The organism is Mycobacterium kyogaense, assembly GCF_036946525.1.
GTDB lineage: Bacteria > Actinomycetota > Actinomycetes > Mycobacteriales > Mycobacteriaceae > Mycobacterium > Mycobacterium kyogaense_A.
The window spans coordinates 91,991-116,535 of record NZ_JAQIIY010000007.1; the positions used below are offsets into that span (position 1 = coordinate 91,991).

The 24,545-nt window shown below is 66.4% G+C and carries 21 protein-coding genes; 10 read left to right on the forward strand and 11 right to left on the reverse strand.

The features are described 5' to 3' along the window. Positions 1 to 81 precede the first annotated feature (81 nt). From PGN37_RS04705 to PGN37_RS04750, 10 genes are all read left to right on the forward strand, one after another. Positions 82 to 1,293 (forward strand): hypothetical protein, encoded by a 1,212-nt coding sequence (locus PGN37_RS04705; protein ID WP_335329868.1) that lies wholly within the window; start codon positions 82 to 84, stop codon positions 1,291 to 1,293. Positions 1,294 to 1,297: 4 nt separating this feature from the next. Next, positions 1,298 to 2,392, forward strand: a complete 1,095-nt coding sequence (locus PGN37_RS04710; protein WP_335329869.1) for a hypothetical protein — start codon at positions 1,298 to 1,300, stop codon at positions 2,390 to 2,392. 181 nt (positions 2,393 to 2,573) lie between these two features. Continuing rightward, positions 2,574 to 3,512, forward strand: coding sequence for a hypothetical protein (locus PGN37_RS04715; RefSeq protein ID WP_335329870.1), 939 nt, complete (start codon positions 2,574 to 2,576; stop codon positions 3,510 to 3,512). 26 nt (positions 3,513 to 3,538) lie between these two features. Further along, the gene (locus tag PGN37_RS04720) at positions 3,539 to 4,543 is read left to right on the forward strand and encodes an AAA family ATPase (RefSeq protein ID WP_335329871.1); all 1,005 of its coding nucleotides are present in this window, start codon (positions 3,539 to 3,541) and stop codon (positions 4,541 to 4,543) included. Between the two features lie 6 nt (positions 4,544 to 4,549). Further along, on the forward strand, positions 4,550 to 5,422 hold the full coding sequence (locus PGN37_RS04725; protein WP_335329872.1) for a DUF58 domain-containing protein: 873 nt from the start codon (positions 4,550 to 4,552) through the stop codon (positions 5,420 to 5,422). Next, complete coding sequence (locus tag PGN37_RS04730; protein WP_335329873.1) at positions 5,412 to 5,894, forward strand: hypothetical protein; 483 nt, start codon at positions 5,412 to 5,414, stop codon at positions 5,892 to 5,894. The genes PGN37_RS04725 and PGN37_RS04730 overlap by 11 nt, the downstream gene beginning before the upstream one ends. Continuing rightward, positions 5,891 to 8,035 (forward strand): hypothetical protein, encoded by a 2,145-nt coding sequence (locus PGN37_RS04735; protein WP_335329874.1) that lies wholly within the window; start codon positions 5,891 to 5,893, stop codon positions 8,033 to 8,035. Before PGN37_RS04730 ends, PGN37_RS04735 begins: the two co-directional genes overlap by 4 nt. Before the next feature lie 119 nt (positions 8,036 to 8,154). Further along, positions 8,155 to 9,075 (forward strand): hypothetical protein, encoded by a 921-nt coding sequence (locus tag PGN37_RS04740; RefSeq protein WP_335329875.1) that lies wholly within the window; start codon positions 8,155 to 8,157, stop codon positions 9,073 to 9,075. A 244-nt stretch (positions 9,076 to 9,319) separates the two neighbouring features. Then, positions 9,320 to 10,300 (forward strand): hypothetical protein, encoded by a 981-nt coding sequence (locus PGN37_RS04745; RefSeq protein WP_335329876.1) that lies wholly within the window; start codon positions 9,320 to 9,322, stop codon positions 10,298 to 10,300. A gap of 1,346 nt (positions 10,301 to 11,646) precedes the next feature. Continuing rightward, positions 11,647 to 12,513: a secretion protein EccK gene (locus PGN37_RS04750; protein ID WP_335329877.1), complete on the forward strand. Its 867-nt coding sequence runs from the start codon at positions 11,647 to 11,649 to the stop codon at positions 12,511 to 12,513. Here PGN37_RS04750 and PGN37_RS04755 read toward each other — a convergent pair whose 3' ends face one another. From PGN37_RS04755 to eccB, 11 genes are all read right to left on the reverse strand, one after another. Then, entirely contained in the window at positions 12,514 to 12,828 is a 315-nt protein-coding gene (locus PGN37_RS04755) for a type VII secretion target (protein ID WP_335329878.1), read from the reverse strand. It lies immediately after the preceding gene. Continuing rightward, positions 12,825 to 13,574: a hypothetical protein gene (locus tag PGN37_RS04760; protein ID WP_335329879.1), complete on the reverse strand. Its 750-nt coding sequence runs from the start codon at positions 13,572 to 13,574 to the stop codon at positions 12,825 to 12,827. The genes PGN37_RS04755 and PGN37_RS04760 overlap by 4 nt, the downstream gene beginning before the upstream one ends. Before the next feature lie 9 nt (positions 13,575 to 13,583). After that, complete coding sequence (gene eccD, locus PGN37_RS04765) at positions 13,584 to 15,110, reverse strand: type VII secretion integral membrane protein EccD (RefSeq protein WP_335329880.1); 1,527 nt, start codon at positions 15,108 to 15,110, stop codon at positions 13,584 to 13,586. Continuing rightward, positions 15,107 to 16,441, reverse strand: a complete 1,335-nt coding sequence (locus PGN37_RS04770; RefSeq protein WP_335329881.1) for a MinD/ParA family ATP-binding protein — start codon at positions 16,439 to 16,441, stop codon at positions 15,107 to 15,109. Before PGN37_RS04770 ends, eccD begins: the two co-directional genes overlap by 4 nt. A gap of 104 nt (positions 16,442 to 16,545) precedes the next feature. Beyond that, positions 16,546 to 16,839: a WXG100 family type VII secretion target gene (locus PGN37_RS04775; protein ID WP_335329882.1), complete on the reverse strand. Its 294-nt coding sequence runs from the start codon at positions 16,837 to 16,839 to the stop codon at positions 16,546 to 16,548. A 32-nt stretch (positions 16,840 to 16,871) separates the two neighbouring features. Then, positions 16,872 to 17,186 (reverse strand): WXG100 family type VII secretion target, encoded by a 315-nt coding sequence (locus PGN37_RS04780; RefSeq protein WP_335329883.1) that lies wholly within the window; start codon positions 17,184 to 17,186, stop codon positions 16,872 to 16,874. A 102-nt stretch (positions 17,187 to 17,288) separates the two neighbouring features. Beyond that, entirely contained in the window at positions 17,289 to 18,593 is a 1,305-nt protein-coding gene (locus tag PGN37_RS04785) for a PPE family protein (protein WP_335329884.1), read from the reverse strand. A 28-nt stretch (positions 18,594 to 18,621) separates the two neighbouring features. Continuing rightward, the gene (locus tag PGN37_RS04790) at positions 18,622 to 18,918 is read right to left on the reverse strand and encodes a PE family protein (protein WP_335329885.1); all 297 of its coding nucleotides are present in this window, start codon (positions 18,916 to 18,918) and stop codon (positions 18,622 to 18,624) included. A gap of 144 nt (positions 18,919 to 19,062) precedes the next feature. Next, positions 19,063 to 20,841 carry a type VII secretion protein EccCb gene (eccCb, locus tag PGN37_RS04795; RefSeq protein ID WP_335329886.1) on the reverse strand — a complete coding sequence of 593 codons (1,779 nt, stop codon included), beginning with the start codon at positions 20,839 to 20,841 and terminating at the stop codon, positions 19,063 to 19,065. Further along, positions 20,838 to 23,066 (reverse strand): type VII secretion protein EccCa, encoded by a 2,229-nt coding sequence (eccCa, locus tag PGN37_RS04800; protein WP_335329887.1) that lies wholly within the window; start codon positions 23,064 to 23,066, stop codon positions 20,838 to 20,840. Before eccCa ends, eccCb begins: the two co-directional genes overlap by 4 nt. Further along, the gene (gene eccB / locus PGN37_RS04805) at positions 23,063 to 24,544 is read right to left on the reverse strand and encodes a type VII secretion protein EccB (RefSeq protein WP_335329888.1); all 1,482 of its coding nucleotides are present in this window, start codon (positions 24,542 to 24,544) and stop codon (positions 23,063 to 23,065) included. The genes eccCa and eccB overlap by 4 nt, the downstream gene beginning before the upstream one ends. Position 24,545 lies beyond the last annotated feature (1 nt).

The following is a 24,545-nucleotide window of genomic DNA, read 5'->3' on the forward strand; positions in this document are numbered from 1 at the left end:
GCGCTGAAAATTGGTGTCCTGAACACTGTTCGATTCCCTCTAGGGTCGATACAGCGCTGTACGACGACGACTTGGGGTGAGGTGGAGGAGAACTCGCGAGGATTCGGCGGCCTGAATCCGATCGGTGGCCCTGCGGGCCCGGAGCCAGCTGCGGCGCAGCCCACATACGGGCACCCGGCGCCCGGTTACCCGGCGCCCCCCGCCGTCCCCGGTCAGTGGGCGCCGCAGCCCTATCCGCCGGGACCGAACTACGGCGAGGCTGCTCCACCGCCGTACTGGGGGCCCGGTTACGGCCCGCCACCGATCCCGCCGCGCAAGAAGCCACCGCGCGGTCTGTGGATCGCGCTCGGCGCCATCGCCGTCATCGCAGTGGTCGTCGTCGCCGCGATATTCATCTTCCGCGGTGGCTCCGGCGGTGGCGGCGCGGACAACCCCAGCCTGGCGGTCCAGGAGTACTTCGAGGCTCTGTCGCGCGGCGACGCGAAAGCGGCACTGGCCTTGGGTGAATCGCAGCCGCCGGACACCACGTTCCTGACCGACGAGATCCTGAAGAAGCAAATTGCCGCCGAACCCATCACAGACGTCAAGACGCTCGGCGAGACCCCCGGCGCCCAGGGTGCGGTGATGGTGCAGGTGTCGGTCAGCCTGGGCGGCAAGACGCAGAACGACAAGATCCCGGTGAGCAAGAGCGATGACGGCTGGAAGGTTCCCCATGCCGCCATGAGGATGGACCTCGGCCGCAACAGTGGACTTTACAAGCCGCAGTTGTTCGACGCCGTGACGATCTTCGGTAAGCCCGCGCCCAAGAGCGGGGTGGCATACGTCTTCCCCGGGCCGGTGGAGTTGGGTTCCGCGAACCCGAACATCGAGATCACGGGTCGTGACTTCGGCGTTACGCCGGGGCTGATGAACATCTACCTCGGTTTGTCGCAGCAGAACCTGGACATCGAAGTCTCCGAGGACGGTACAAAGGCGATTCGTGATGCCATCCTGGCGCAGCTCAAAGACTGCGCCCGTTCCACGCAGCTCCAGCCGCCGAACTGTCCGTTCAGCAGGCCCGTTTCGGGATGGGTGGACGGCACCGCTCAGTGGACCGCTCCGCCTGATCTGAGCGGTCTGAGCGCTGAGTTCCTCAATCCGCAGACCGGTACGGTCAACTTCTTCGGAACCGCGGAGATGGGTCTGCGTGTGCAAACCGATCGGGGCCAGCCGTATGAGACCACGACCAGTGAGTTCCTCACCGGTGATGCCGACATGCTGACCACTCCGCCGACCATCACCTATCGACAGTGACACCATGACGACTCCGCCGAATTGGCCGGGCAGCCACCCCGGCCCGCAGCAGCCGTGGGAGCCGACCGGCGGCCCCACGCCGTGGACGTACCCGCCGCCCCCGGCCGGCTTCCCGCCACCCGCGCCACCTTCGCGGAATCGCAAGCCGCTGATCGTCACCGTCGCCGCTACCACCGCGGTCTTAATTGTTGTGGCGATGGTCGTACTGGTTCTCGTCGGTACCCGCGACAGTGGCGGCGGCACCAGCAATCAGGCCGTGGGAGATGTGGCCAAGAGCTACCTCGAAGCCCTGTCCCGCGGCGATGCTCAGGCGGCGCTTGCGCTTAGCGCGACCCAGCCACCCAATTCCGACCTGCTGACCGACGACGTGTTGAAGAAGCAGCTCGACGTTTCGCCGATCAGCAACATCGAGATCCTTGGGGAGAGCCACGAACCCGATGACTCCGCGGACCGCACGCAGATTCGCATGGCGGTGAAGCTCGGCGACAAGCGCACCGAGGGCAAGATCCGAATGGTGCGCCAGCAGGGGGCATGGAAGCTCGACAGTTCGTTCGTCGAGGTCAGCATTGTCTCCAGCGTGCCGACCAGCACCGACAGCACCCTGGTCGCATTCGGTGTTCCGGTCGGGTCCGGGAACTTTTACGCGTTCCCAGGCCCCCTCGACATGACCTCCTCCAGCCCGTTCATCAATGTCAATCCCGTGGCGCCGCTGTCGTTCGATGACCTGGGCAGCATGGAGGTCCTGGGTGCCAAGTACTCGATGAACGACGACGGCCGCAGGGCACTCGAGCAACTCGTTACCGACCGTTACGCACCGTGTTACGGAGCCGGCCCCAAGCCGTCACAGTGCCAGGGTGTTGCCTATCCGGGGGTGGAGTACGACAAGTCGACCACCACCTTCACTGCACCGCTGGATGTTTCGCAGCTGACCTACACCTTCGAGGGCACGCTCACCTCGGCGATGGTCAGCGGCAGCATCAAAAACGTTCAGGTGACGATGCAGCGCGACGACGGCCAGGTCGTACCGATGACGGGAACGGTGACGGTGTTCATGATGGTCGACATTGGCAAGAAGCCCCCCGTCGTTCTGACGAAATGAGCTCGCGGTGAACAACTTCGGCGGATCCAATCCGATCGGCGGCGATCAACCGGCGTCGTGGCCATCCTCCGGTCAGCAGCCCTACCCCGGACCACCGCAGCCATGGCAGCAACCACCGGCTTACGGGCCATACCCGCAACAGCCTTCGCCGGGACCCCGCCGGCCATCCAGCCGGCGCAGAGTGATCCTGACCATCGCGGGCGCCATCATCGCGATCGTGCTTATCGTCACCGGCATCGTCGTCGTCACGTCATCAGGTCCCTCGGGGCCGCCGTCGGCCGGCGATACAGTGCGCGGTTATCTCGAGGCGCTTGCCCGCGGCGATGCCCAGGCTGCGCTGTCCTACGCGATCAGCCCACCGCCCGATACCACGCTGCTCACCAGCGACGTGCTGAAGAAGCAGCAGGCGAAGGCGCCGATCAGCGACATCCGAATCATCGAGTCGACCGACACCGGCAGGGTCCACGTGCTCGTGAACTTCGGGGACACCGCGCTCGACGAGACGCTGTTTCTGAAGCAAGGTGGGGACGGCAGCTGGAAGCTGGCAAGCGCCGCTTTGCCAGTCGATTTCAAGAAGGACGAGGCGGGGGCCCGAGTCAAGCTGATCGATGCGGTCACGCTGTTCGACGAGCCGATCCCGGCGTCCGGTCGCCCCTACGTGTTCCCCGGGCCTGTCGAGTTCGGTACCTCCAACCCCAACATCTCCGTCGAGATCGAGAACCCCGTCTACCTACTGGGCAACCTGGAGTACGGCGTCAATGTGGACTACTCGTTCACGACCACTGAGGCCGGCAAGGCGGCCATCAAGAAGGCGATGATGCCGCTGGTTCAGCAGTGCGCCCAATCGACCGAGCTCTCTCCGCCCGGCTGTCCTCAGCAACTGGGCGCGGGAGGCGCGCAGGGAAGCGCCGCGTGGTCGGCACCAACGTCGCTGGACGAGGTGACGTTCACAGGAGACATCGACGAGAAGGCCAGACAGTCGGTGACCGGCAGCATCGTCTACACAGTGACGCTGACCGGCTCCGTATTCCAATGGGTGAATCATCCGCTGTCAGTAGCCTTTCAAGGCTACGCCGACATGACCACCCAGCCACCCGGGTTCACCTTCTACACAGGCTGACCGCACGACGTCGAGATAAGAGGCTCATGACCACTCCCACCCGCGTTCAACCAAACATGACCGACATGGAGACCGCCCGTCGCATCATCCGAGCGGTGGCAGACTCGTTCGCGGCCAAGGTCGTCGGTCAGGAGGAGCTACGCGAGACGCTGCTGATCGGTTTGCTGACCAGCGGGCACATTCTCCTCGAGGGTGTTCCGGGTCTTGCCAAGACGACGGCCGCGCGGGCGCTGTCCGATTCGATCTCGGGTCAATTCGCGCGCATCCAGTGCACGCCCGACCTGCTTCCGGGCGACATCCTGGGCACCCAGATCTACGACTCGTCGGCCAACGCGTTCGTCACCCGTCTCGGCCCAGTGCACGCGAACATCGTTCTGCTCGACGAGATCAACCGGTCCAGCGCGAAGACGCAGAGCGCCATGCTCGAAGCGATGGAGGAACGGCAGACCACTATCGCCGGCGAGGCGCACCAGATTCCGGAGCCGTTTTTGGTGATCGCCACGCAGAACCCGGTCGACCAGGAGGGCACCTACCCGCTCTCTGAGGCCCAGACCGACCGCTTCCTGCTCAAAGAGACGCTGCGCTACCCCTCGCCCGAAGAGGAGGCGGAGGTGATCTTCCGGATGGACGCCGGGGTTTTCGACCGCACAGCGCAGACGCCGGCGGTGATCAGCCTCGACGACATGCGGCACCTCCAGCGCCTCACCACCAACATCCATCTCGACCCGGTGCTCGTGCACTACATCACCCAGCTGGTGCACGTCACCCGAACTCCGGATCAGGCCCTGCCCGCGCAGGTGGCCCGGCTGATCGAGTACGGCGCCAGCCCCCGCGCGACGATCGCATTCGCTCGCGCATCTCGCGCCGCCGCTCTGCTCGCGGGGCGCAATCACGTTCTGCCCGAGGATATTCGACGCGTCGCTCGGCGTGTGTTGCGACACCGCCTCATTCTGAGGTTCGAGGCGGCCAGCGCAGGCATCACGCCGGAAAGCGTCGTCGACACCGTCCTGCAATCGGTGCGAACGCCCTGACGCCACATGGGAACGTATCTCAACCGCGCTATAGCCACCTTCGGCACGGACACCCGTGGCCTGCTCGAGGGTGGTAAGTATGCGCTGCTGCACACGCGCAGCATGGAGTTCGACGATCTACGCCCCTACGTGGCCGGCGACGAGATCCGGGACATCGACTGGCGCGCGACTGCGCGCTCGGGTGAGGTTCTGGTCAAACGTTTCGTCACCGAGAAGCACCACAAGATCGTGGTGGTTTGCGACGCCGGGCGTAATACCGCGGCGCTCGCTCCGAGCGGAGAGATCAAGCGGGACATCGCGACCACCGTCCTCGGTGCGATCAGCCTGATCGGCATGCGTCGCGCGGACGAAGTCGGGCTGGTCTATGGCGACGCGGGCGGGACCGCCGAGGTCCGTTCGCGCAGAGGCGAAGCGCATGTCGAGTCGATGCTCAGCCAGTTCTACATGCGCACTCTCGGCGACGTCGGCCCCAGTGACATCATCTCCCAGCTGGACCATGTGGCAGCCGGCCACCGCCGCCGCCTGTTGGTGATCGTGGTCAGCGATGAACCCGACGTCACGCCGCGGCTCGACGAAGCGGTGACGACTCTCGCCGATCGGCATGAGCTGCTGTGGCTGGGCATCAGCGACATGTCTGCCGTTGGCGCCGAGCAGGGCGAACACGAGGCCTACGACGTCGCCAGCGGCCGGTTCGTCCCCGACGGCACCCACCTCGGTCCGCGGGTGATCGCGGCGTACCGGGCCGCAGAAGCGCGGCGCGCTCAGGAACTCCACGAGTTCTTTATCGCGCGGGCCATCCCGTTCGCCCGGGTCGCCGGGAGCCACGAGATCCGTTCTGCGCTCACACATCTGACGGAGGCCTACAGCCATGCCCGGTGACGACCTGCTGCGCTTCCTCGGCGGGCCGCTTCCGCTGTCCTGGTGGTGGTCGCTCCTTCCCGTGGTGTTGGTCGTGCTTGTTGCGCTCTGGGTCGTGGGGGTTCTGCTGTGGACATTGCCGCCGCATCGGCTGCGTAGGATTCCCGTACTCCGGTCGATCCATGGCGCCCTGGTCCGTCGCAGCTTTCTACGCTCGATCCGCACGACGACGCGCAAGGTGCGCGAGCGCGCGCTCACACCGTTGGAGGCCAGCACCGCCTACGACCGGACACTGCGGAGCTTCCTGTTCGTCCACACCGGCGTTCGGGCGCAGTATCTGCACCTGTCCGACCTGGAGGTCACCGACAACAGCCTCGGGCGGGCCATCCCCCTGCTAACCGCACTCGACGACGTCCGGTTCAACGCCCAATCCCGCAGCGACGTCGTCGCTCTCGGACATCAGGCGGAGCGGCTGGTCAGCTCATGGACATGAAGTGGTGGCCGATCCTCGTCGCCGGCATGGCCTGCCTTGTGGTGGGAGTCATCGCGGCCTGGCAGCTGCCAGTGCAGCGGGTTCAGCGCCGGCTGCGCCCGCTCGCGCATGTGGATCGGCTCACCCGGCTGCCCGAGTTCGCCCGCGTACAGCGGGTGTACCGGATATCGATGGCGATCTCCGCAGCAATGCTGGGCATCGCGTTTCTGTCCGCGATCACCGCAGCGGCCCGACCGGTGCAACCCGCCTCTGATGCCGCCGGTTACGACGCGGCCCATCCCCGCGACGTCATGCTGTGCGTGGGTCAACCGGTCACCGACCCGACCACCGCAGATCTGCTGCGCTATTACGCCGATCGCGCGGCCCCGGGACCGTTCGACGCGCTGGGCATCACGTCGGCCAACCTGCGGGTCGTGCCGATGACGCGCGACCGCAGCTTTGCCAAAGACCGGCTGGAGTACTTCGCGCACATGGCGGGAATCCAACAGGATCTCGACACCCGTCAAGGCGTCCCGGTCGAGCAACGCATCGAATTGGCCGGCGGCATAGACGCGTTCGCCCGCGCAGTCACCTACGTTGACTACGCACCGAGCGTGGAAGACGCACTGGCGCTGTGCATGACGGGATTCCCCGGCTTCGAGAACCAATCCGAACACCGGCGCCAGCTCGTCTACCTCGGATACAGCCGATGGCGCGGCGAGGATGAGCGGCGGCCGCCGCTATACGACTCCGGGCAGATCCAGGCGATGGCGCAGCGTGGCGGCGTGCAGATCAACGTGATCTCCCGAGCGGACGTCGCTGACAGCAGCCCGGAGTCCAACGACATGCTGCGCGGATTGACCGCAGCCACGGGCGGCAACTTCTCGCTGTACAACCCGGCCGGTACCGCGGGCGCCTCCGGTGGTTCGGTACTCACCGACAAGATCGGCGAGATCAACGAGCATCCCCCCGCTGCCGTCACGCAGCGGACAGAACGGGGCGTTCCAGCGGGAGATCGATACGCCACGGCTGGCACTGGCCGCCGCCGCGATCGCCGGTGTGCTGTTGGCGATGTCGTTGGCGGTGCTGCGGCGATGACGTTCCTTCCCGTTCTCCCGGGTGTGCTTCTTGCGATCGCAGCCGTGGTCGTCGTCTTGTTGCGTGCCGTCACGCTGTATCGCGTGCTGGTGCGCACCGGCCCCGGTGGTTATCGCCAAGTGGTGCTGCGATGGGCCGGCCTGACGTGCGCGCTGCTGCTGCTGGTGTTGGCGGCCTACCGACCAGGCTTCCCGTCGGATGATGCGCGGGGTAGCTCTGCGGCACCCGCCTTCGTGTCGGACGTGAACGTGATTGTCGTGGTGGATCGCTCGTTGACGTCGCGGGTGGCCGACTGGGGTGACCAGCAGGCCCGCATGGTCGGCATGCGTGAGGACATCACCGCGCTGATGGACGAGTACCGCGGCGCGCGGTTCACTCTGATCGGATTCGCGACAAAGGCGTCGGTCGATTGGCCACTCTCCCAAGATGAGTGGAGCTTCCGGGCATACGTCAAGAATCTTGCGGCGTACTCGCTGGTGCCCTATGACGCGCTGGACTTCATCGACCCGACCGCAGCCGGCTCGACCTTGGCGGATCAGCTCGGCGAAGCCAGGAAGCTCTACCCCGACTCGAAGAACGTGGTGTTCTACCTCGGCGACGGAAATGCTGGGCCACAAGCGAAATCGACACCGTTCGACGTGCCGCAGGATCTCATCGCGGGAGGCGCGGTCCTGGGTTACGGAACCACGGCGGGCGGGACGATTCCGGCCAGCGTCGCCAACGGCCAGAAGCTGTATTACGCGCAGCCGGGGACGTCGACGTTCTTGACCTCCGCGATCGATGAGACGCAACTGCGCGCCATCGCCGAGAGCCTGCGCGTGCCGTACTTCCACCGAGCGGCGGGCCAGGATCTGACCCCGGTGTTACCTCCGGTCAGTTCGGGGTTCATGGCTGACACGACGGCACCGCCCGACGACACAGTCGGCCGGGTGGAGCTGTACTGGGTGTTCGCCGTGCTGGCGTCGGGGCTGCTGTTCGTCGAGGTGGTGTTGACCGTTCGTGAGTATCGACGGAATCGGATGTCGCGCAGCGACTTCACCGCCGAGGAAGCGGGTGCGCGATGATGCTGCGCCAGGCACCCCGGCAGTTTCTCGGAGCGGTTCGCACGTGGTGGAGTCCGGCGCGGCGGCACCTGCGCTTGCGACGGCGGTTGCTGGTGTTTTCGGCGCCAGTGCTGGTCCTCATGCTGGTTACCGCGGCACTGGCGGTGCACGTCGACCGGGTGGGCGATGCGACGAACGCGGCGTTCGGAAGTCAGGACGTCGAGGCGCTGCGCGCGGGTTCTGACCAACTGCGCGGCTATGGCGTGATCGCCGACGGCGCGGCGGCGTTCGCGGAAGGGGACGCGTTGGTTTTGGAGGGACGCCTGGAAGACGCCGAAGGCAAGTTCGCGGAGGCGCTGGGACAGATCGACGGCGACGGTGCGTGTGCGGTCCACGTGAATCTCGAGTTCGTCCGGGAGACTTTGGGTGATATGGCGGCAAGCTCCGGGCGTATGGACGATGCGAATACGCTGTACAAGAACGCGATTGCGGTGGTCGGCGATGCGCCTGGCGGGTGCTTCGAGGGGAACGCCGACCCCGACGAGCAGCGTCGGGCTTTGCGCTCGGATGCGAAGGCGAGGCTGGAACGCAAGATCGCGGTTATCAACGCCCCGCCACCACCTCCGCCAAAGACGGCGCCGCCGGTGGCCGACCAGCCGCCGCCTCCGCCCGGGTCGCCGGCGGGCGCACCGGCTGGGCCGCCACCGGGTCTGCCGCCGATTGCGCAGCGAGAGCCGGGCCGCGGTGAGGGGCAGTTACCAGCGCCGTCGCCGCTCCCAGGGGAGAACCTGCCGAGCCTGCCGCAGCAGGTGCCGGTCCAGGAACCCGCTCCGGGACCGGGTGAGCCACCGGGGGAGCCGCAACTGGGGACGGGTGTGGCGGACCCGAACGCGCCGCAGCCGATTCGGATCATGGGTGAGGTGGGTCCGGACGGCATTCCGATCGGCGACCCCGGAGTGACCGCGCCACCGCTGACGTTGGGGCCAGGAAATGGCAACCCGCTGGATCGACTCGAGGGTCTGCTGGAGAACGCGAACTCGTATAGCGGCGATCGGGAGTAGGGGCGGAACCAGAGAAATCCGTGTCCGGGGGCACCTCGAGCGTCTCGTAAGCTGGATTGGTCACACCCTGGCGATAGCCGTCGCTGAAACGCGTTGACTGGGAGGTTGGGATGTTGCGGCGAGAACCGGAGCGGTTTGCATGACAATGCCGCCGTCCGGCCAATGGCCGCCTCCACCACAAGGTCCGCCACAATATTGGGCAGCATCACCCCCGCCGCCAAAAGGTGGCGGAAAGACAAAGTGGGTGCTGGGAGGGCTCGGGATTCTCGTCATCGTTGTAGTCACAGTGGTAGCTACGTTGTTTGTGACGCGGGACGGTGACGCTGCACCGAATAGCGCATCAACGCCGACTTCAAGCACTACGCTCGTCAATTCCGGGGTTGCCAGTGCTGACGACCAACGACCGGTTTCCTTGATTACAGAAGACCCCACATGTGCCGCTTGGACTCCGATTGGTGACACATTGGTCGAGCGTCTTCCCCAAGGCTGGAAGGACCGCGACTCATCGATTCCGTCGTCCGCATGGACGCCGGATATGAGGGCTCAGTACGAAGATGCGGCAACAGCGATGCGGGCCGCCGCTGAACAGACTGTTCCGTTAGTTAGTAAGACCCCACACCGTGTGATGCGTGAACTCTATGAACAGGCGATTGCCTTCTGGCGCGATTACGCAGACGCGACCAATAACTACGCGCCGGACGACAACTACTTGGCAAACGCCTCCACCGCGGCCTCCAACTCCTTGGTGTCAATATGCGCAGCAATTTCGAGTGGATCAGCCGCATCGCGCTCGTTGCTGATGGTGCCCACAAGCCCCCCAATCGACTTCGCACCAATCGGCGACCCCTCCTACCCCCAACGGTTTCTTGAAAGTCCGTCCCCGGCGTGTGTTGACTGGGCTGCAACAGCGTCTGATTTTGATTCAATCAGCGCCGAATGGCTACGCAGCGATCCGAACATCCCTGCGAGCCAGTGGTCAGCGGATCAACAAAAGGTGTACTCCGAAGTTGCCGTTCCGATGACCGACAATGCTAATAGCTTGCAGGATATTGCGATCCGCAGCAAAAACGCAGTGTTCACTGACTTCGCGGACTTGGCAGCGACCTACCGCAGAGCATACGTGCAATCTTTCGCCACCTACGTCCCAGCAGACGCATACCTCGCTAAGACTGCTTCACAGGTCGTTGTTCTCGTAAATATGGCCTGTTCAGCGGCAGGAAATTGACATGGGCATAGACATGTTTCAGGGCAAGTATGTCTTTGAAATGACTGCACCTGCCGGCTGGCCAGAGATTGATGAAAGCGCGCTATCACAGCGCGCCACAACGCATCTTTTGCTTCGTGACTCTGTCCACGCTGTCGTGGTCTCTTGGCAGGATGAACAAAAAAAGATGTTCCGCAGCGGTGCATGGACCGGCGGCGCCGCCGAAGCTGGGAACGCCGCACTGCAGCGACGAATAGACCAGTTGACCTCACTGGAAGAGCATCTTGCGAAAGCGCACGCCTTCTTCAACTTGGTGTCGCAGACCGTCGGACAGACAAAGCAATCGATCAATCGCAATTTGATCGCGGCTCAAGCGAAGATTGAAGAGATCGAGAACCGCCCGGGAACCGCTGATAGCAGGACGATCGAGCTAAACACGTACTTGGGAACTCAAAATGAGCTCAATTCCGGTCTAGTCACCTCGGCGGCCGGCACCATTCCCAAGTTCGACGTGTGGGTTCCGCCGCCGGGCTCGATACCCGGTTATTCAGCCCCTTCCTCGAGCAACCTCAACGATCAGAAGCAAACGCCCTACACGCCTGAGGGCCAGCAAGGCCCTCGAAACGACAACGTCGGATATCTGACGTCGCCCAAATCTCCCGTCAACGGTCAGTCAAACGGGCTGGGGCAAGGAGACCTCGCGGGGAAGGGGGGTCAGAATGTCACATCTGAACCTTCCGCTGCGGTAGACGAGCAAGGCCCGCCAGTACTGGCAAATACCAACGGGGCTTCGCCCTCGTCCGCTGCCTCACAGTCCGCCTCGTCTGTAGCTGGCGGTTCGCCCGGAATCACTGGGTCGGGGTCGACGTCTGGAGCTCCTGCTAACGCAGCACCGACAACCTCGGCCAGCGCGTCTCCAAGTAGTGCCGCCACTGCACCAGGCACATCTCCAAACGCAGCTGGCGGCGCCTCGAATCCCAACCCTTCCGGAACTGGTAGCCCGAATGCCGCCCAGGCATCGAACTCTTCCACCAACGCCGCCAAGCCCACCCCCATGCAGCCCTTGGCGAGCCAGGCACCCGCGCCGCTCTCCTCCCCCGCGCCAGCCGCAGCTCCCGCTCCGACCCAAGCCCCAGTCAATCAAGCCGCAGCCGCCGCGCCCCCCGCGGGCGGCTCCGCGGGAGGAGCGTCCGGCGGCGCGATGGGCGGCGGCTCGGCGGGCGCCGCCCCGGTTTCTTCCGCCCCCAGCAGCGGACCCGCATCGCCCCCACCAGTGCCGCTCGGCCCTCCCACTACGCCCGCGCCTCCCGGCCCCCCGCCTCCTGGCACCGCGCCCCGCGGCCGCCACAGGCCCGGGTGTTGCACCCATGTCCGCCGCGAGCGCCGCCAACGCTGCAGCCGCGCCAGCACCTGTCCCCGTGTCGGCAAGCCGTGCCGAACGTGACGCCATCGCGGCGGCGACCACAGCAGGGGCGTTGCGCCGCAAGGCAACTGGGCATGATCCACTGCAACGAGCCCGCCACATCGCCGCCGCCCTCAACGTCGGCGTCATGGACTTCGGCTTCTTCTGGGTCACCGGCGTGACCATGGATGGCACCATCGTCGTCGCCAACAGCTACGGCCTCGGCTACATCCCCGACGGTGTCCACCTGCCCGATACGGTGAAGATGGCGTCGGCCGATGAGGCGATCCCACTGTCCGAACGTGCCACCTGGACGACCTACCCCATCCTGGCCATCCAACGCTGGGCGCAACACCACGACCAGAAGCTGCGCGCCGTGGTCGCAACCGAAGAACAATTCGCGACCTTCGACCCCGGCGTCGCCAAAGTCATCCTCACCGCTGACGACATGCCCGACAGCGGAAAGATGCAGGGCCGCAGCCGGTTAGACGTGATCGCACCCGCCGCAGCACAGCAGCTCAATGCCGTCAGCGACAACGGGCTCAACGAACTCCTCCCACCCGCGCCGGCCGATCAGGAGCCTCCGGCCGATGAGACCGCCAAGCTGTGGTTCGAGGTCGCCAAGCCCTTGATGAGCACCAGCCCACAGCGCGGCGTGGCTCACCTGCAGGCCTTCGTCACCTACGCCGAGCACGCGCAGGTCCATGCGCTGCACCGGGCGCACACGGCCACGGACGCAGAGACTCAGCGGCACGCGATTGCGGACTGGGTGTACTGGCAACACCTCGCCGTGATGATCGGCGACGCAGTCAACGCCACCGCGGCCGTCTGATCAGCCGCCGGGTGTCGGCATCGGAACCCCGGCGATCTTGTTGCCCGATGCCTGATCGGTCCCTTCGTACTTACCAGCGGCCGACGTCAGATTCTCACCGAAGGTCCGCGCTGCGCTCGCGATCGCGATCACCTGCTGCGCCACCGACTCTTTCGCCGTCAGGCATGCACCCGCCGTCTTCAAGCCAGGTACCGCCGCCGCAGCGTCGGCCAACGGCGTGCCCGGATCGAGCGCCGCGAGCTTGTCGGCAACTCCTGTGAAAGCGGACCCCGCAGAGCGCAATTCGCCCGGATTGACCTGTAGCGAGCTGGTCACAGGTTGATCCGATCATCATCCGCCGCACGGTGCCGCCCGGGAGCGTCTTCCTCGGCCTTGTCTTTCGGCTCGGTCTCCGGTGCGCGCTCGGCGCCCGGATCGCCGCCAGCTGCGCCGTCCGTCGTTTCCTGCGCATGCTCGGCCTGCGGCACATCCAGACTCGAATCGCTGCCCGACTCACCGCCGGATTGTCCTCCGGCGCCGCCGAACTGGCCCACCATCTGCTGCACCTGCTGCCCCACCTGCTGGACGCCCTGCATCACACCTTGCGGCGCCTGCTGTACGGCGCTCATCACCTGCATCGGCATCTGAGCCATCTGCGACGCCATCTGCATCGGCATGCTCATCATCTGGCTCATCCCACCACCGGCCGAGCCCGCCGAACCCGCCGCGCCTGCTGCAGAACCCGCACCCGCACCCGCCGCACCGCCACCTACCCCGGCAACATCCTGCATCTCGGCATTGATCGCACCGCCGAGCCTCTGATCGGTCGCGGTATAGGCGTTGGCCGCGTTGACGACGCTGCTTGCGGTCTGCGTCGCTTGGGCTTTCACCGCCGGCAGCTGATCGTAGATGGGCCCCTCGACAGCAGGGATCTGCCCGATGATCGTCGCGGACAGCGGGTCGGTCCCCGTCGGCATGAACGGGTCCGGTGCCAGCGGCAAGTCACCGGCTGCCGATGACAATGCCTTACCGGCCGCGGCCAGCGCCTCCGGATCGACCGTCAGCGGAGCGGGATTGGTCACCAGAACCTCCTAGAACCGCAGATTTCGGAGCAGGTCGTACACGCCGGCAATCCACAGCAGCATCGGGATCACCGCAGCGATCGTCGCGCCGTCGACAAGCTCGAGGATGCGCTTGGTCACCGGCGAGACGCGCCGCACGCCGTCCGTCGCGCCGATCGTGATCACCGCGATTACGGCGACCGCGGTGTAGATCGCGAGCACCAGCCAGGCCCGCTCGGGGTACCAGAGGCACAGGCGCACAGCCACACCCGTCGGGATCACCACCGCCGCGGCCATCAGCGCCCAGGCGCACCACCGATCGGCGTACAGCCGGGAACGGAACCCACACAACACGGTGACCAAGAGAGCCACGATGAGGCTGTGCAGGAAGAAGTGGCCCTGCACCACGACGGCAATCGAGCCGACGGCAAGAATCAGCGCTCCTGCAGTCAGGAAGCCGATCAGCAGCCGCTTGGCCAGCCTGCTGCGCTCGGTGAGCCGCGCCGCGGAGTCGGGCACCGACGCGATGATCGCCTGCCAGGTATCCGATTCTTCGGACGTGTCATCGGTGGTCACCGGGTCCAACAACTCGTCATTGGCCACCGTCTCGCCGGGCGCCGGGATCGGCGGTAGCGCGATCCGTGCCACGGCCACCGTCAATTTGGCGGCATTGGTGACGACGAACAGGCCAAACGCGATAGCGCCGGCGGGCACCCAGTCCTGCCAACCGTAGCCGAACGCGACGGCGGCGAACGTCACCGCCGTCGCCACCACCGCCAGGAACGCGGCGATCTCCGCCCGTCGTCGCGGACCGCCACGGGTGGCGAGCACCATCAGCAACAGGAGGGCGCCGGCACCCGCAATCTGGGGCGAGCCCAATGACTCGACCCCGCGAGGCAACGGAACCGCCAGCGCCACTCCACCGCCGAGTGTCAGCAGCGAGGACACCAGCAGGCTTTCCGCCATATCCAGGTTGCCGTAACGGGTTTGGGCGAGCCAGCTTGCACCCATCAGCGCCACGCCGAGCACGCCCAGCGAGGCGGGCCACCACCAATCACGACCCGTCGACGTCCACGACAGAATCGAGACCGCAGTGATCATGAGCGCCACGAGCGGCAGCATGAGCCCGACGAACCGGTACAGGGCAGTCCGGTTGAATTCCGGCGTCTCGTCGAGCACAGCGATCGCGTCGATGACGTCCTCGACGAGCGGCCGATAGCGTTCGGTGCGGCTGACCGACACGACCGTCAGCAGCGAACCGTCGACCACCCCGGCATCGTCGAGCGACTCAGTCAGCTTGATCGGCGGAGCGCCCGGACGTGCGAACGACCATATACCTTGGGCCTTGAAGTCAAAGCCCGCCAACAGTTCTGGCGGGGTGTCCTCCAGGATGTCGGCGAGCACGTTCACCGTCTCGTCGACGTAACTCTCGATCGGCGCCGCCGACGGCAGCACCAGATCGGTCATGCGGCGACCCGTCAGGATCGTGACGCGCGTCGTCGCCGGGCGCCCTGGGGAGACGCTCGACGACGACGGGGGTGCGGCCGTCGCGGTCAACGCCGCTCGAGCCTGTCGAAGTCGTCGGACAGCGCTGCCGCCAGTTCGACCACGCGGCGGCGGAAGTCCTTGCCCAGCAGATCGAGCTGGATCTCGGTGCCTGCCGCGATGTGCTTGTCCCACGGCAGCACGACGACCCGACCGGGCGCCACGTGCCGCTCGAACTGCTGCACCAGATCGTCGACGTCGATGTTCGGCTTGCCGGGCACGACATGGTTGATCACCACGCAGGAGCGACCGAGCAGATCCTGATAACCGTTCTGGCGCAACCAGTCCATCGTGATCGCGGCTTGACGCGCACCATCGATCGACGCGCTCGCCACGATGACCAGACCCGACACCGTCGAGAGCACACCACGCGAACCAGGTTGGAAGAGTCCCGCGCCGCAGTCAGCGAGGACCAGGTTGTAGTACCGCGACACCACTTCGGTGGCGGCGCGCCAGTCGTCGTCGTTGAACTCCCGACGCGCGGCGCTGTACTCCTCGGACGACAGCACCTCGAGGTTCGCGCCGTTCATGCTCGTGTACGCGCGGATGTCGTTGTAGCGGTGAAGTTCCTTGTCGCTCAACAGGTCCGCGATCGTGGCTGCCGACTGGCGACCGGCCCGGTCGGCAAGGTTGCCGCCGTCGGGGTCGGCGTCGATCGCCAGGATGCGGTCGCCGCGAATGGAGCTCAGGGACGAACCCAGCGCCACCGTGACCGCGGTCTTGCCGACGCCGCCCTTGAGTCCGAAGATACCGATCTGGTACGAGTCGCGGGCGTTGCGCCGGATGCGGTTGTGCAGATCCATCTCGTACAGCTCGTCTGGTGACAGGCCGAGGTTGATGCGAGTCAGCAGGTAGACCCAGTGCCGCCAGCCGCGCTGCGACGGCATCTTGACCGCGGACCGGACGCCGACGTGGGAGAGCGCGTCGATCGCGCGATGGTTACCCATCGATGCGGCCGACGTCGGTGCCGGTTGCACGACGGGCCGGCGGTCGACCTCGGCGTCGACGAAGTGCTGTGAAGGTGCCGGCGCGGGCGCCGGGCGGGACGCGGGCACGGAGGCGTGCCGCGGCTGCTCATGGCGAGCGCCGGCCGGAGCCTGCGGGGCGCGCATCATGCCGTTGTTCGGGAGCTGCTGGGGTGCCGTCACCGGCAGCGGTGGCATCTGGCTGGTGACTTCGGCCTGCCGCGGTGGCGGTGCAGCCTGCGTCCGCGGGGTGGCGGCAGGCATCGCCGGCGGGGTCACCGAATCCCGGCCCGCAGGCGGGGTGTCGCGATCCGGCTCGTCCTCGACCGTCCGGACAGCATCCGGGGATCCGAAAAGCCGGTCATAGTCGGCGGACATATGTGCCTCTCAAAGGTTGGGGAGTGGCTCTCGGGGGATTGGAGAGTATGCGGTGGGCGTCCGTGCGGTCGAAACGCGCGACGGACGCCCACCGGCATCCTCGTTCAGATGTGAAACGTGCTTTCGACACCCTTTTCTGTGGAACCCATGTCATGGCCGGCATTGGCCACGGCGTGACCGAGGTTCTGCAGAGCCTGGTTGAGCTCCTCGGAATTCTGGTTCCAGCGCTGCTGGACGGCCTGGTACGAATCCGAACCGGTGCCGACCCACGCGGCCTGCAGCGAGTTCAGCGCGCTTTGGCCCTCAGACAGCAGCCCGTTGACGCGGCCGACCGCGCCATGGACGTCTGCAGCATCATTCTCGATGCCGGCGAAGTTGTAAGTAATAGGTCCGCTCATGATGATCTCCTACAAAGTCCGTTGTCGGTTGGTCAGGTATTCAGAGCGCTGTTCATCGCCTGAGTCAGGCTGGACGAGTTGTCCATGTCGGTAGTGTCGTACTGCACACCGCTCTGCTGAATGTTGTGCGAGATGTCGGAGAGCAACCGAGTCTGCTGGTCGGCGGCCTCCTGGTAGCGCGTCAACGCTGCCTGCAGAGCGACACCCGCCTGCGGGCTGTCCATGTTCGCCTTCGCGGATGCGGCGACCTGCTCGACGTGTGCACGGACCTGCGTGAGTTCGCCGGAGATCCGGTCGAACGTAGCCGCTCCCGCACTTAATGCAGCAACATCTGCCTCAAGTGCCATGTCCCTACCTTCCCTCTCTTACCGTTGCCGGTTTACTGTGTTCCCGCCGCTGCGGCGGGCTCCCCGACCCCGATGGCCGGCAAGTCTGTAGTGGTGGACGACCTACCAGTCGTCCGTGTCGTCCTCGTCGAGGTCGTAGTCCAGCAGCGCAGGCGCGGCCAGCGAAGACCGGTGGCCTCCCCCGCCTCCCTGGCCGCGGTGGCCCGCCATTCCCATCGGGCCGCCACCGGCACCGCTGCCCTGCCCGACCGGAGCCAGCCCCGCTGCGGCGCCTCCCGCTGCCGCGCCGACGGCCACCGCCGACAGGTTGGGCTGGAGTTCCTTGCCCACCAGGTTCGACATCAGCGGTGTTCGCGCGGAGGTCCCGCCCGCACCGGGCAGTGAGGCGGCGCGAACCAGGCCCGCACCCGCCGCCGGACCGTTGCCGCCGATCGCGGGGTGGTTGGAAAACGGTGTGGCACCCAGCATTCCGACCTGAGCGCCCTTGTCCCCGCCCATACCCATCTGCCCGAACAGCGATGACATCTGCTGCAGCGGCTGCGTGAGCTGTTGGAAAGGTTGAGTCACGCCCTGCATCAGCTGCTGCGGAGCCTGCGCCAACGTCGAACCCACCTGCGACGCCATCTGCATCGCCATCTGCGGGCCCTGCTGCATCATCTGGCTCTGCTCGGCCGGCGACTTCGCCTGCTGCGCAGCTTGATTGGCCGCGCCCTCGAAGTGTCCGGCCTTCTGGCCCGCCTCGTCGATCTTGCCGCTTGCGCTGACTTTGGCGATCGTCGCGTCGCGCGCCACCGCGCTCGCCATCCCCGGCGCCGCACCGGTCAGGCCCGTCGCCAGCGCCGCTTCGGCGCCGCCGGGAACCACGATCGGCTTGGGCGGTGCGATCGGCTCGAATGTCGCGTTGGTAAGCGTTTCGGCCTGGTAGGCGCTCATCACCGCGGCCGCCAGATCCCACATCCGCACGTAATCGGCTTCGTTCATTCCGATCGGCACGGTGTTCACCCCGAGGAAGTTGGTCCCCTCCAGCACGCCGTGCGTGATGTGGTTCAACTCGATTTCGGTGAGCTGTGGGGTCGCGGCGAATGCGGTTGTGTACGAGCTGGCTTGCGCCGACGCCTGCAGGGCCCGCTTCTGGGCCTGCAGCGCCAGCATTCGCAACCAGATGACCATCGGCATCGCCGCGCTGATCGCACGGTCGGCACCGGTGCCCTGCCAGTTCTGCGCCAGCGAAGCAAGGCTGGAGGCCAACTCGTCGGCCTGCGTCTCCAGAGAGATCGCCAACGCTTCCCACCCCGCGGCCGCCTGCAGCATCGGCGCGGGGCCAGCCCCGGCCTGCAGACGAGACGTGTTCACCTCAGGGGGGAACACGACCCAATCAGGGGGAAGGAGAATCGGTGGCGCAGCCATTGCTCAACCAGTCGTCGCGGTTCGCAGGTCAGATCAGGGTCGCGCCATTTGCGACGTCGACCGCGTCGTAGACCCCGGCCAGCTCGATGACCGTGGCGCCGGCGCGGGCGATCTCTTCCTGTGCAAGGGCGTTGATGCCGAGCGTCTGCACACCCTCGGCCATGAAGGCCGCCATGGCGTGCACCGACACCTCGTCAACTCCGGCGGGAGCCAGGGCCGAGACCTCGGTGGTGGCCGCGGTTCCGGTCGCCAGACCGCGTGCACCGCTGGCGGTGACCTGGCCGCCGACTCCGATAGCGCCCGGATCGTGATTCAGTGGTTGCATTTGCTAGCTCCTCGCTCCTGCTCGCATCTACACGGGTTTTTTTACTGTTGTCCAGGGAATAGCCCGCTCCGCGTGGAGACGAACCCCCGACCTGGCCAGAGCTCCCGCGTGGTCTGCGTTTGCTGGATGGCCGCAGTAATCATGTTAACCGCCCTCGCGGGGTGCTCCGAACACTTCTTCTGCGGGGGGATCGACGTATGCGGCCTGGATGACCTCCTTGGCATCCGGCGTAACGAAAAATGCCTGGCCAGGCGGCCTCTTCTTGACCACGATCTCGCGGGACGGGAAGTCCTGCTTTTCGCCCGAGAGGAACATCGTCGGGGTTCCGGCGCCGTACGCGGTGCCGACGAACTTGTCCATCGTGGCCCGGTGCGCCTGACTCATCTGGCATGTCACGACGATGTGCAGTCCGATGTCCGCGGCGGCAGGCAGCAGCGGCGCCAGCGGGACCATCGGCGACATCATCCCGCCGGCAGCGACGATCATGTGCCAGTCGTCGACGAGCAACACCACGTCAGGACCGGACCACCAGGACCGCTGGCGCAGCTGGGCGGGCGTCACATCAGCGGGCGGCAATCGCTTGGTCAGATTGGCCGCCAGCGCCTTCACCGACTCCACCAGGCTGTCGTGATTGCGGTTGATCCCGCCTGCCGGCAGCAAATGACTCTCCGGCACCGCCTCGAGCAGCGCCGAGCGGTAGTCGGCGATCATGAAGCGCACCTGCTGGGGGCTGTTGCGGGCACAGATCGCCTGCGCGATCGCCGTGGCGATCGTGGTCTTGCCCGACTTGGGAGCGCCGAAGATCAGCTGATGCGGGGTGTTGTGCATGTGGTTGTGCGCCACCGTGAGGTCGGACTCGCGCACCCCGACCGGAACCGTCCACCGGGTCCGGTAGTCCGCATCCGGGCCGGGCGGCTGCGGATCCAGCTGCTGAAGGTGCACCCTGCTCGGCAGCACACGCACGCGCGGCGCGGAATCTGTGTGCCGCGCCGAGATCTCCCGGACGGCCTCGGCCATCGCCGGCACCAGGCCCTCGGCGCTGTGCACACCGTCGAGTCGCGGCACCCCGATCATCAGATGGTGCTTCTCGCTCGACACCGCACGGCCCGGACGGTTGGCCGGGATCTCGCGAGTGATGCGGTCGATCTGCGTCTCGTTGACGTCACCGAGCCGGAACTCGACTTTGGTGCCGAGGTAGTCGCGCACACGGGCCCGCAATTCGGTCCAGCGCGGCGTCGAGATCATCGTGTGCACGCCGTAGGCCAGCCCCTGCCCCGCGATGTCCTGCACCACCGGCTCCAGGTCGGTGAACTCCGCGGCGAACGCCGGCCAGCCGTCGACGACGAGGAAGACGTCGCCGAACGGGTCGGCTGAGGCAGGATTGTCCGGGTCCTCACGCATCTGCCGGTAATCGGCCATCGATCCGACCCGGTACTGCTTGAACGTCTGCTCACGTTGCCGCAGAACGGCTTTGACCTCCGCGACGACACGGTTGACCCGATCTGGTTCCGCGCGGGTCGCGACACCGCCGACGTGCGGCAGATCTTCGACGTACATGAGGCCGCCGCCACCCATGTCGACGCAGTAGAACTGGATCTGCCGGGGTGTGTGCGACGCCGCAGCCGAGAGGATGAAGGTCTGCAGGAAGGTCGACTTGCCGGTCTGCGGGGCACCGCCGATCGCGACGTTGCCGGCTGCGGTGGCGATGTCGATGCCCCACACCTCCTGGCGGTGCCGGCGCGGCTCGTCCATCACGCCGACACCGATGCGCAGGGGCCGCCGCGCGTAGTCGCGCGCGACGAGTTCGTTGACCGGCGTCGGATCGGCCAACGGCGGCAACCACATCCGGTAGGCGTGGTTCTCTCCGGTGGTGAGCTGTTCGAGGACGACCTCGCGCAGCACCTTCGATTCGCTCGAGGTCATGAGCTCACCGTCGCATCCATGATCGGCGCCGCGGTGAACCGGTGGATCCGCAGGCTGCGGTCGGCCTGGGTGCGCGGACCGGCGTCGGCGTCACCCGCCCCGACGACCGTCGGCACGTAGGGGGTGCCGGTGTAGACGCTCTGGAACTTCACCGGGTCCTCCATTCCGACGCGCAGGAAGCCGACACCGCTCTCCTTGTTGGAGATGTACTGCGCCTCAGGTGTGCCGATCACGGCCTTGGATTCGGACGAGCTGGTGGTGCGCAACGCGATTCGGTAGGTCAAGTTCGGTTCCAGCTTGTCGATGCGGGTGCCGCCGGTGTTCAGTGACTGGGTGGCCAGCAGCAGGTGCACCCGCAGTGATCGGCCCACGCGGCAGATGCGGTCGAAGAGCTGAAGGAAGTCCGGGTGGTTCTGGAGCAGCTCGGCGAACTCGTCGACGACCACGAACAGCGTCGGTAGCGGTGGCAGGTCGGCGCCGCGCTCTCGGTGCTTCTCGTATTCGGCGACACCGGACAGTGCGCCCGCCGCCCCCACTTGTACGCCGGCCTGGCGCAGGATCGACTGGCGCCGGTCCAGCTCACCGGTGAGCACCTCACCCATGCGGCTGACCAGCTCGGCTTCCTCTTCCATGTTGGTGACCACGGCCGCGGTGTGTGGCAGCTTCTCCATGCCGAGGAAGGTCGAGCCGCCCTTGAAGTCGGTCAGCAGCAGGTTGATCTGATCAGGGTGGTGGGTGGCCGCCAGCGACAGGATCAGCGTGCGCAGGAACTCCGACTTGCCCGAACCTGTTGTGCCGATCAGCATCCCGTGCGGACCTGCGCCGAACTCGGCGCCCTCCTTGATGTCGAGGTGCATGACCTCGCCGGTCTTGAGTTCATGACCGAACGGGATGCGCAGCCGGTCCCGGTCGGTGTCGGTGAACATCCGCCAGCGGGCGGGGGTGACTTCCTCCACCGTCTGCGCGCCGACGATCTCATGCCACTCGGTGGCGACCTTCTTCTGCACGCGCGTGCTCTTGTCGATGATCGTTCCGGTGATCGACCAGCCGGCCAGCTTGCGCGCGATTCGCTCGGCCGCGCCGGGCGAGAGCCCGTCGACCTCGCTGGCCACCAACCGGAACGGCGCGTTCGGCAGGCTGTCGTCAGCCGTGCCGTCGGCACTGATGCGGATGCGGTAGCTCGACCGATGATTGCCCAGCGTCAGCACCGTCACCCCGGCCCGTCCGTCGGCGGGGAAGCCGGCGCGGCCGCCGGTCAGGTCGATGACCACGACATAGGGGCCGTTCGGAGTCGCGTCGGCGGTGTGCGGTCCGCGAGCGGCGAGATCGCTGAGACCGTCGGGGCGGGTGAACACCATCCGGGTGGTTCCCGCGGCGTCGGTGTCCGACTGGTGCTGCACGTGCGGTAGCCACTTCAACCACGCCCACGCCGGGTCCTCCGGGTTGTCCGTGAGGACGCGCATCTGCAGCATGTCGGGCGGGTGGAACACCGCCAGATGGCAGATCATCGCCGCGAGCAGGCGGGTGGACCCGTCCGGGTCACCGCCCACGGCGATCGTCGGGAACGTCTTGAGCTGCACCAGTTTCGGGCAGTCGTGGATCAGCCCGTGGGTGCGCAGGAACTTGGTCACCCACATGTGGCTGACGGGTTCCAGGTGTGCTTGTGGTGCACCGGTCGGCCCGGCGAGCTCGCCGCCGACGGCCGGTTTGAGCAGCCGGTCGACGGCCGGCTCCGAGCCGAGGCCGATCCGGGTGGCCGCGTAGAAGTCGGCGTTGGAGGCGCGTGACCACTGCCGGTGCGTGCCGATGATGGAGAGCAGGTCGTCGGGGTGCGGCGCGTGGTAGTTGAAGAACGTGACCTGCGCCGCCGCCGATGACGTCACCCGGGTTCGCAGTCCGGCGAGGTACCGCAGGTACTCCTTGCGGTCGGCGTTGATCTCAGGCACCTTCTTGCCGCCGCTACCGCCGCCCGCGACCAGGCCCACCGCGCCCATCACCATCATCAGCGGCATCATCAGCATGTAGGGCGAAAGTTGGCGCACCCCACTGAAGATCATGATCGCGATCATGCCGAGCATGCAGCCGCCGAGAACCCACGGCAGCGCCTTCTGCATGCCAGAGGGCGGGATGTCGATGCCGAGGTCGTCGGGCGGGGTGACGTTGATCTCGCCAGGCGTCAGCCGGGGTCCGCGCTTGATGATCGGCGTGAACTTGCGTGTGGTCATCCGCCGCCTCCGTTGCTCGCCGGCACCGTGTTGTCGGTGGTGATCTTGCGGGGGTTCACGTCGGCGGGCAGCGTGTCGTGCTCGACCAGCGCCGCCTCCTTCGACAGCACGGGTCCGTCCACGAGCAGGCTGACCACCTGCCACGGCGCTGTCGTGGGAGCGGTCAATCCCAGTGTCCCGGCAGTCTTCTCGTCGGGGATGCCGTAGCGCACGCCCTGCGGGTCGACGTAGTAGAGACTCTCGCCGTAGCGCGGATCGGGTGACTGCAGCCGGATGAACTGCCCGCCGGTGATGTGCACCGTCGCGTCGCCGCTGATCTGGTCGATCCCGGTGGACATCGCGCTCGGCGACAGCGGCAGGTGGCGACCCGCGATCACGGTGGTCTTCGGCGACTGGTCGCCCGGTTCGCGCTGCCACGCCCAGCACAGCGTCGGGGTGTCCTGCCGGCCCAGCATCGTCATCGGCACATCGGGCAGCGGCGAGGTGTACACGCGCTCCGGGATCCGGGACACCGCACTGGCTTCCATCGCCGGCGGCGAGATCATGCCGTAGGAGTTGGTGGCGCGCAACGCCGCCGCCGTGGTGGCGTTGATCTTGGCGACGCCGTCGGGCAACACCACGTAGTTCTGTTCGTCAGACGATGCACCAGTGTCGGTGACGGTCGTGAACACCGACCCGATCACCAGTTCCGGCGGCAGACCCACCGCGTTCGGTGCGCCGATTGCGGGGATGTCGGGCAGCCGCCACGGCCCGGCGTTGGGCAGGGCGTTGAACAGCCCCTCGGAGATGGGTGTCGACTTGGCCGTGACGGGAATGCCGACAGCCGAGGTGACAGCGCGGTCGGACAGGTCGATCGCATGCCGCCCGGTGGCGGTGACCAGCCAGTCGGCCCCCTTGAACGACACCAGCATTCCCTGCTCCGGACGCATCGCTCCGACCGAACCGTCCAAGGAGAGCGGGGTGATCAGCACGGACGTGTCGACGGTCGGGGCGACGCTGTCGGGCTTGATGACGGTGTCGCACAGGCTCCACTGCGTCTCCGGCGCCGCCGCGACGGGGGTGGCGTACGGCGCGCCGGGAATGCCCAGCGGCTGACCCTTCGGCATGTTGTCGAGCTCTTGGGATTTCACCGCCGACGGGTTGCCGACGCTGCCGAGGATGAGCCGCGCAGAGGTCAGGTTGTAGACCGGTCGGAGTTGGCCGCTGTCGGGGAGGACGACGTAGAGCTGATTGGTGGTCCGATCGACGAGAAGGCTGTCCCCGCCCCGCTTTCCGAGCGGCTTGAAATAGGCCAGCAGCGCCGCACCGAGACAGATCAGGACGGCGATGATGATGCCGGCACTGACCGCGCGGCTGTAGAACTGCAGCGGGTCGTCGAACATCCGGGTGTCGCGGCGCACGATGGCGTGCTCGACGCGGCGCAGCAGGAATCGCCAGCCGCTGACCTGGACTTTGGTGGTGAGTCGGAAGCCTGCCATC

Excerpts from the sequence above, each read along its gene's own strand:
- PGN37_RS04710 (WP_335329869.1), top strand. The coding sequence starts at position 1,298 with ATGACGACTCCGCCGAATTGGCCGGGCAGCCACCCCGGCCCGCAGCAG.
- PGN37_RS04720 (WP_335329871.1), top strand. The coding sequence starts at position 3,539 with ATGACCACTCCCACCCGCGTTCAACCAAACATGACCGACATGGAGACC.
- PGN37_RS04725 (WP_335329872.1), top strand. The coding sequence starts at position 4,550 with ATGGGAACGTATCTCAACCGCGCTATAGCCACCTTCGGCACGGACACC.
- PGN37_RS04730 (WP_335329873.1), top strand. The coding sequence starts at position 5,412 with ATGCCCGGTGACGACCTGCTGCGCTTCCTCGGCGGGCCGCTTCCGCTG.
- PGN37_RS04735 (WP_335329874.1), top strand. The coding sequence starts at position 5,891 with ATGAAGTGGTGGCCGATCCTCGTCGCCGGCATGGCCTGCCTTGTGGTG.
- PGN37_RS04740 (WP_335329875.1), top strand. The coding sequence starts at position 8,155 with ATGCTGGTTACCGCGGCACTGGCGGTGCACGTCGACCGGGTGGGCGAT.
- PGN37_RS04750 (WP_335329877.1), top strand. The coding sequence starts at position 11,647 with ATGTCCGCCGCGAGCGCCGCCAACGCTGCAGCCGCGCCAGCACCTGTC.
- PGN37_RS04770 (WP_335329881.1), bottom strand. The coding sequence starts at position 16,441 with ATGTCCGCCGACTATGACCGGCTTTTCGGATCCCCGGATGCTGTCCGG.
- PGN37_RS04775 (WP_335329882.1), bottom strand. The coding sequence starts at position 16,839 with ATGAGCGGACCTATTACTTACAACTTCGCCGGCATCGAGAATGATGCT.
- PGN37_RS04780 (WP_335329883.1), bottom strand. The coding sequence starts at position 17,186 with ATGGCACTTGAGGCAGATGTTGCTGCATTAAGTGCGGGAGCGGCTACG.
- PGN37_RS04785 (WP_335329884.1), bottom strand. The coding sequence starts at position 18,593 with ATGGCTGCGCCACCGATTCTCCTTCCCCCTGATTGGGTCGTGTTCCCC.
- PGN37_RS04790 (WP_335329885.1), bottom strand. The coding sequence starts at position 18,918 with ATGCAACCACTGAATCACGATCCGGGCGCTATCGGAGTCGGCGGCCAG.
- eccCb (WP_335329886.1), bottom strand. The coding sequence starts at position 20,841 with ATGACCTCGAGCGAATCGAAGGTGCTGCGCGAGGTCGTCCTCGAACAG.
- eccCa (WP_335329887.1), bottom strand. The coding sequence starts at position 23,066 with ATGACCACACGCAAGTTCACGCCGATCATCAAGCGCGGACCCCGGCTG.
- eccB (WP_335329888.1), bottom strand. The coding sequence starts at position 24,544 with ATGGCAGGCTTCCGACTCACCACCAAAGTCCAGGTCAGCGGCTGGCGA.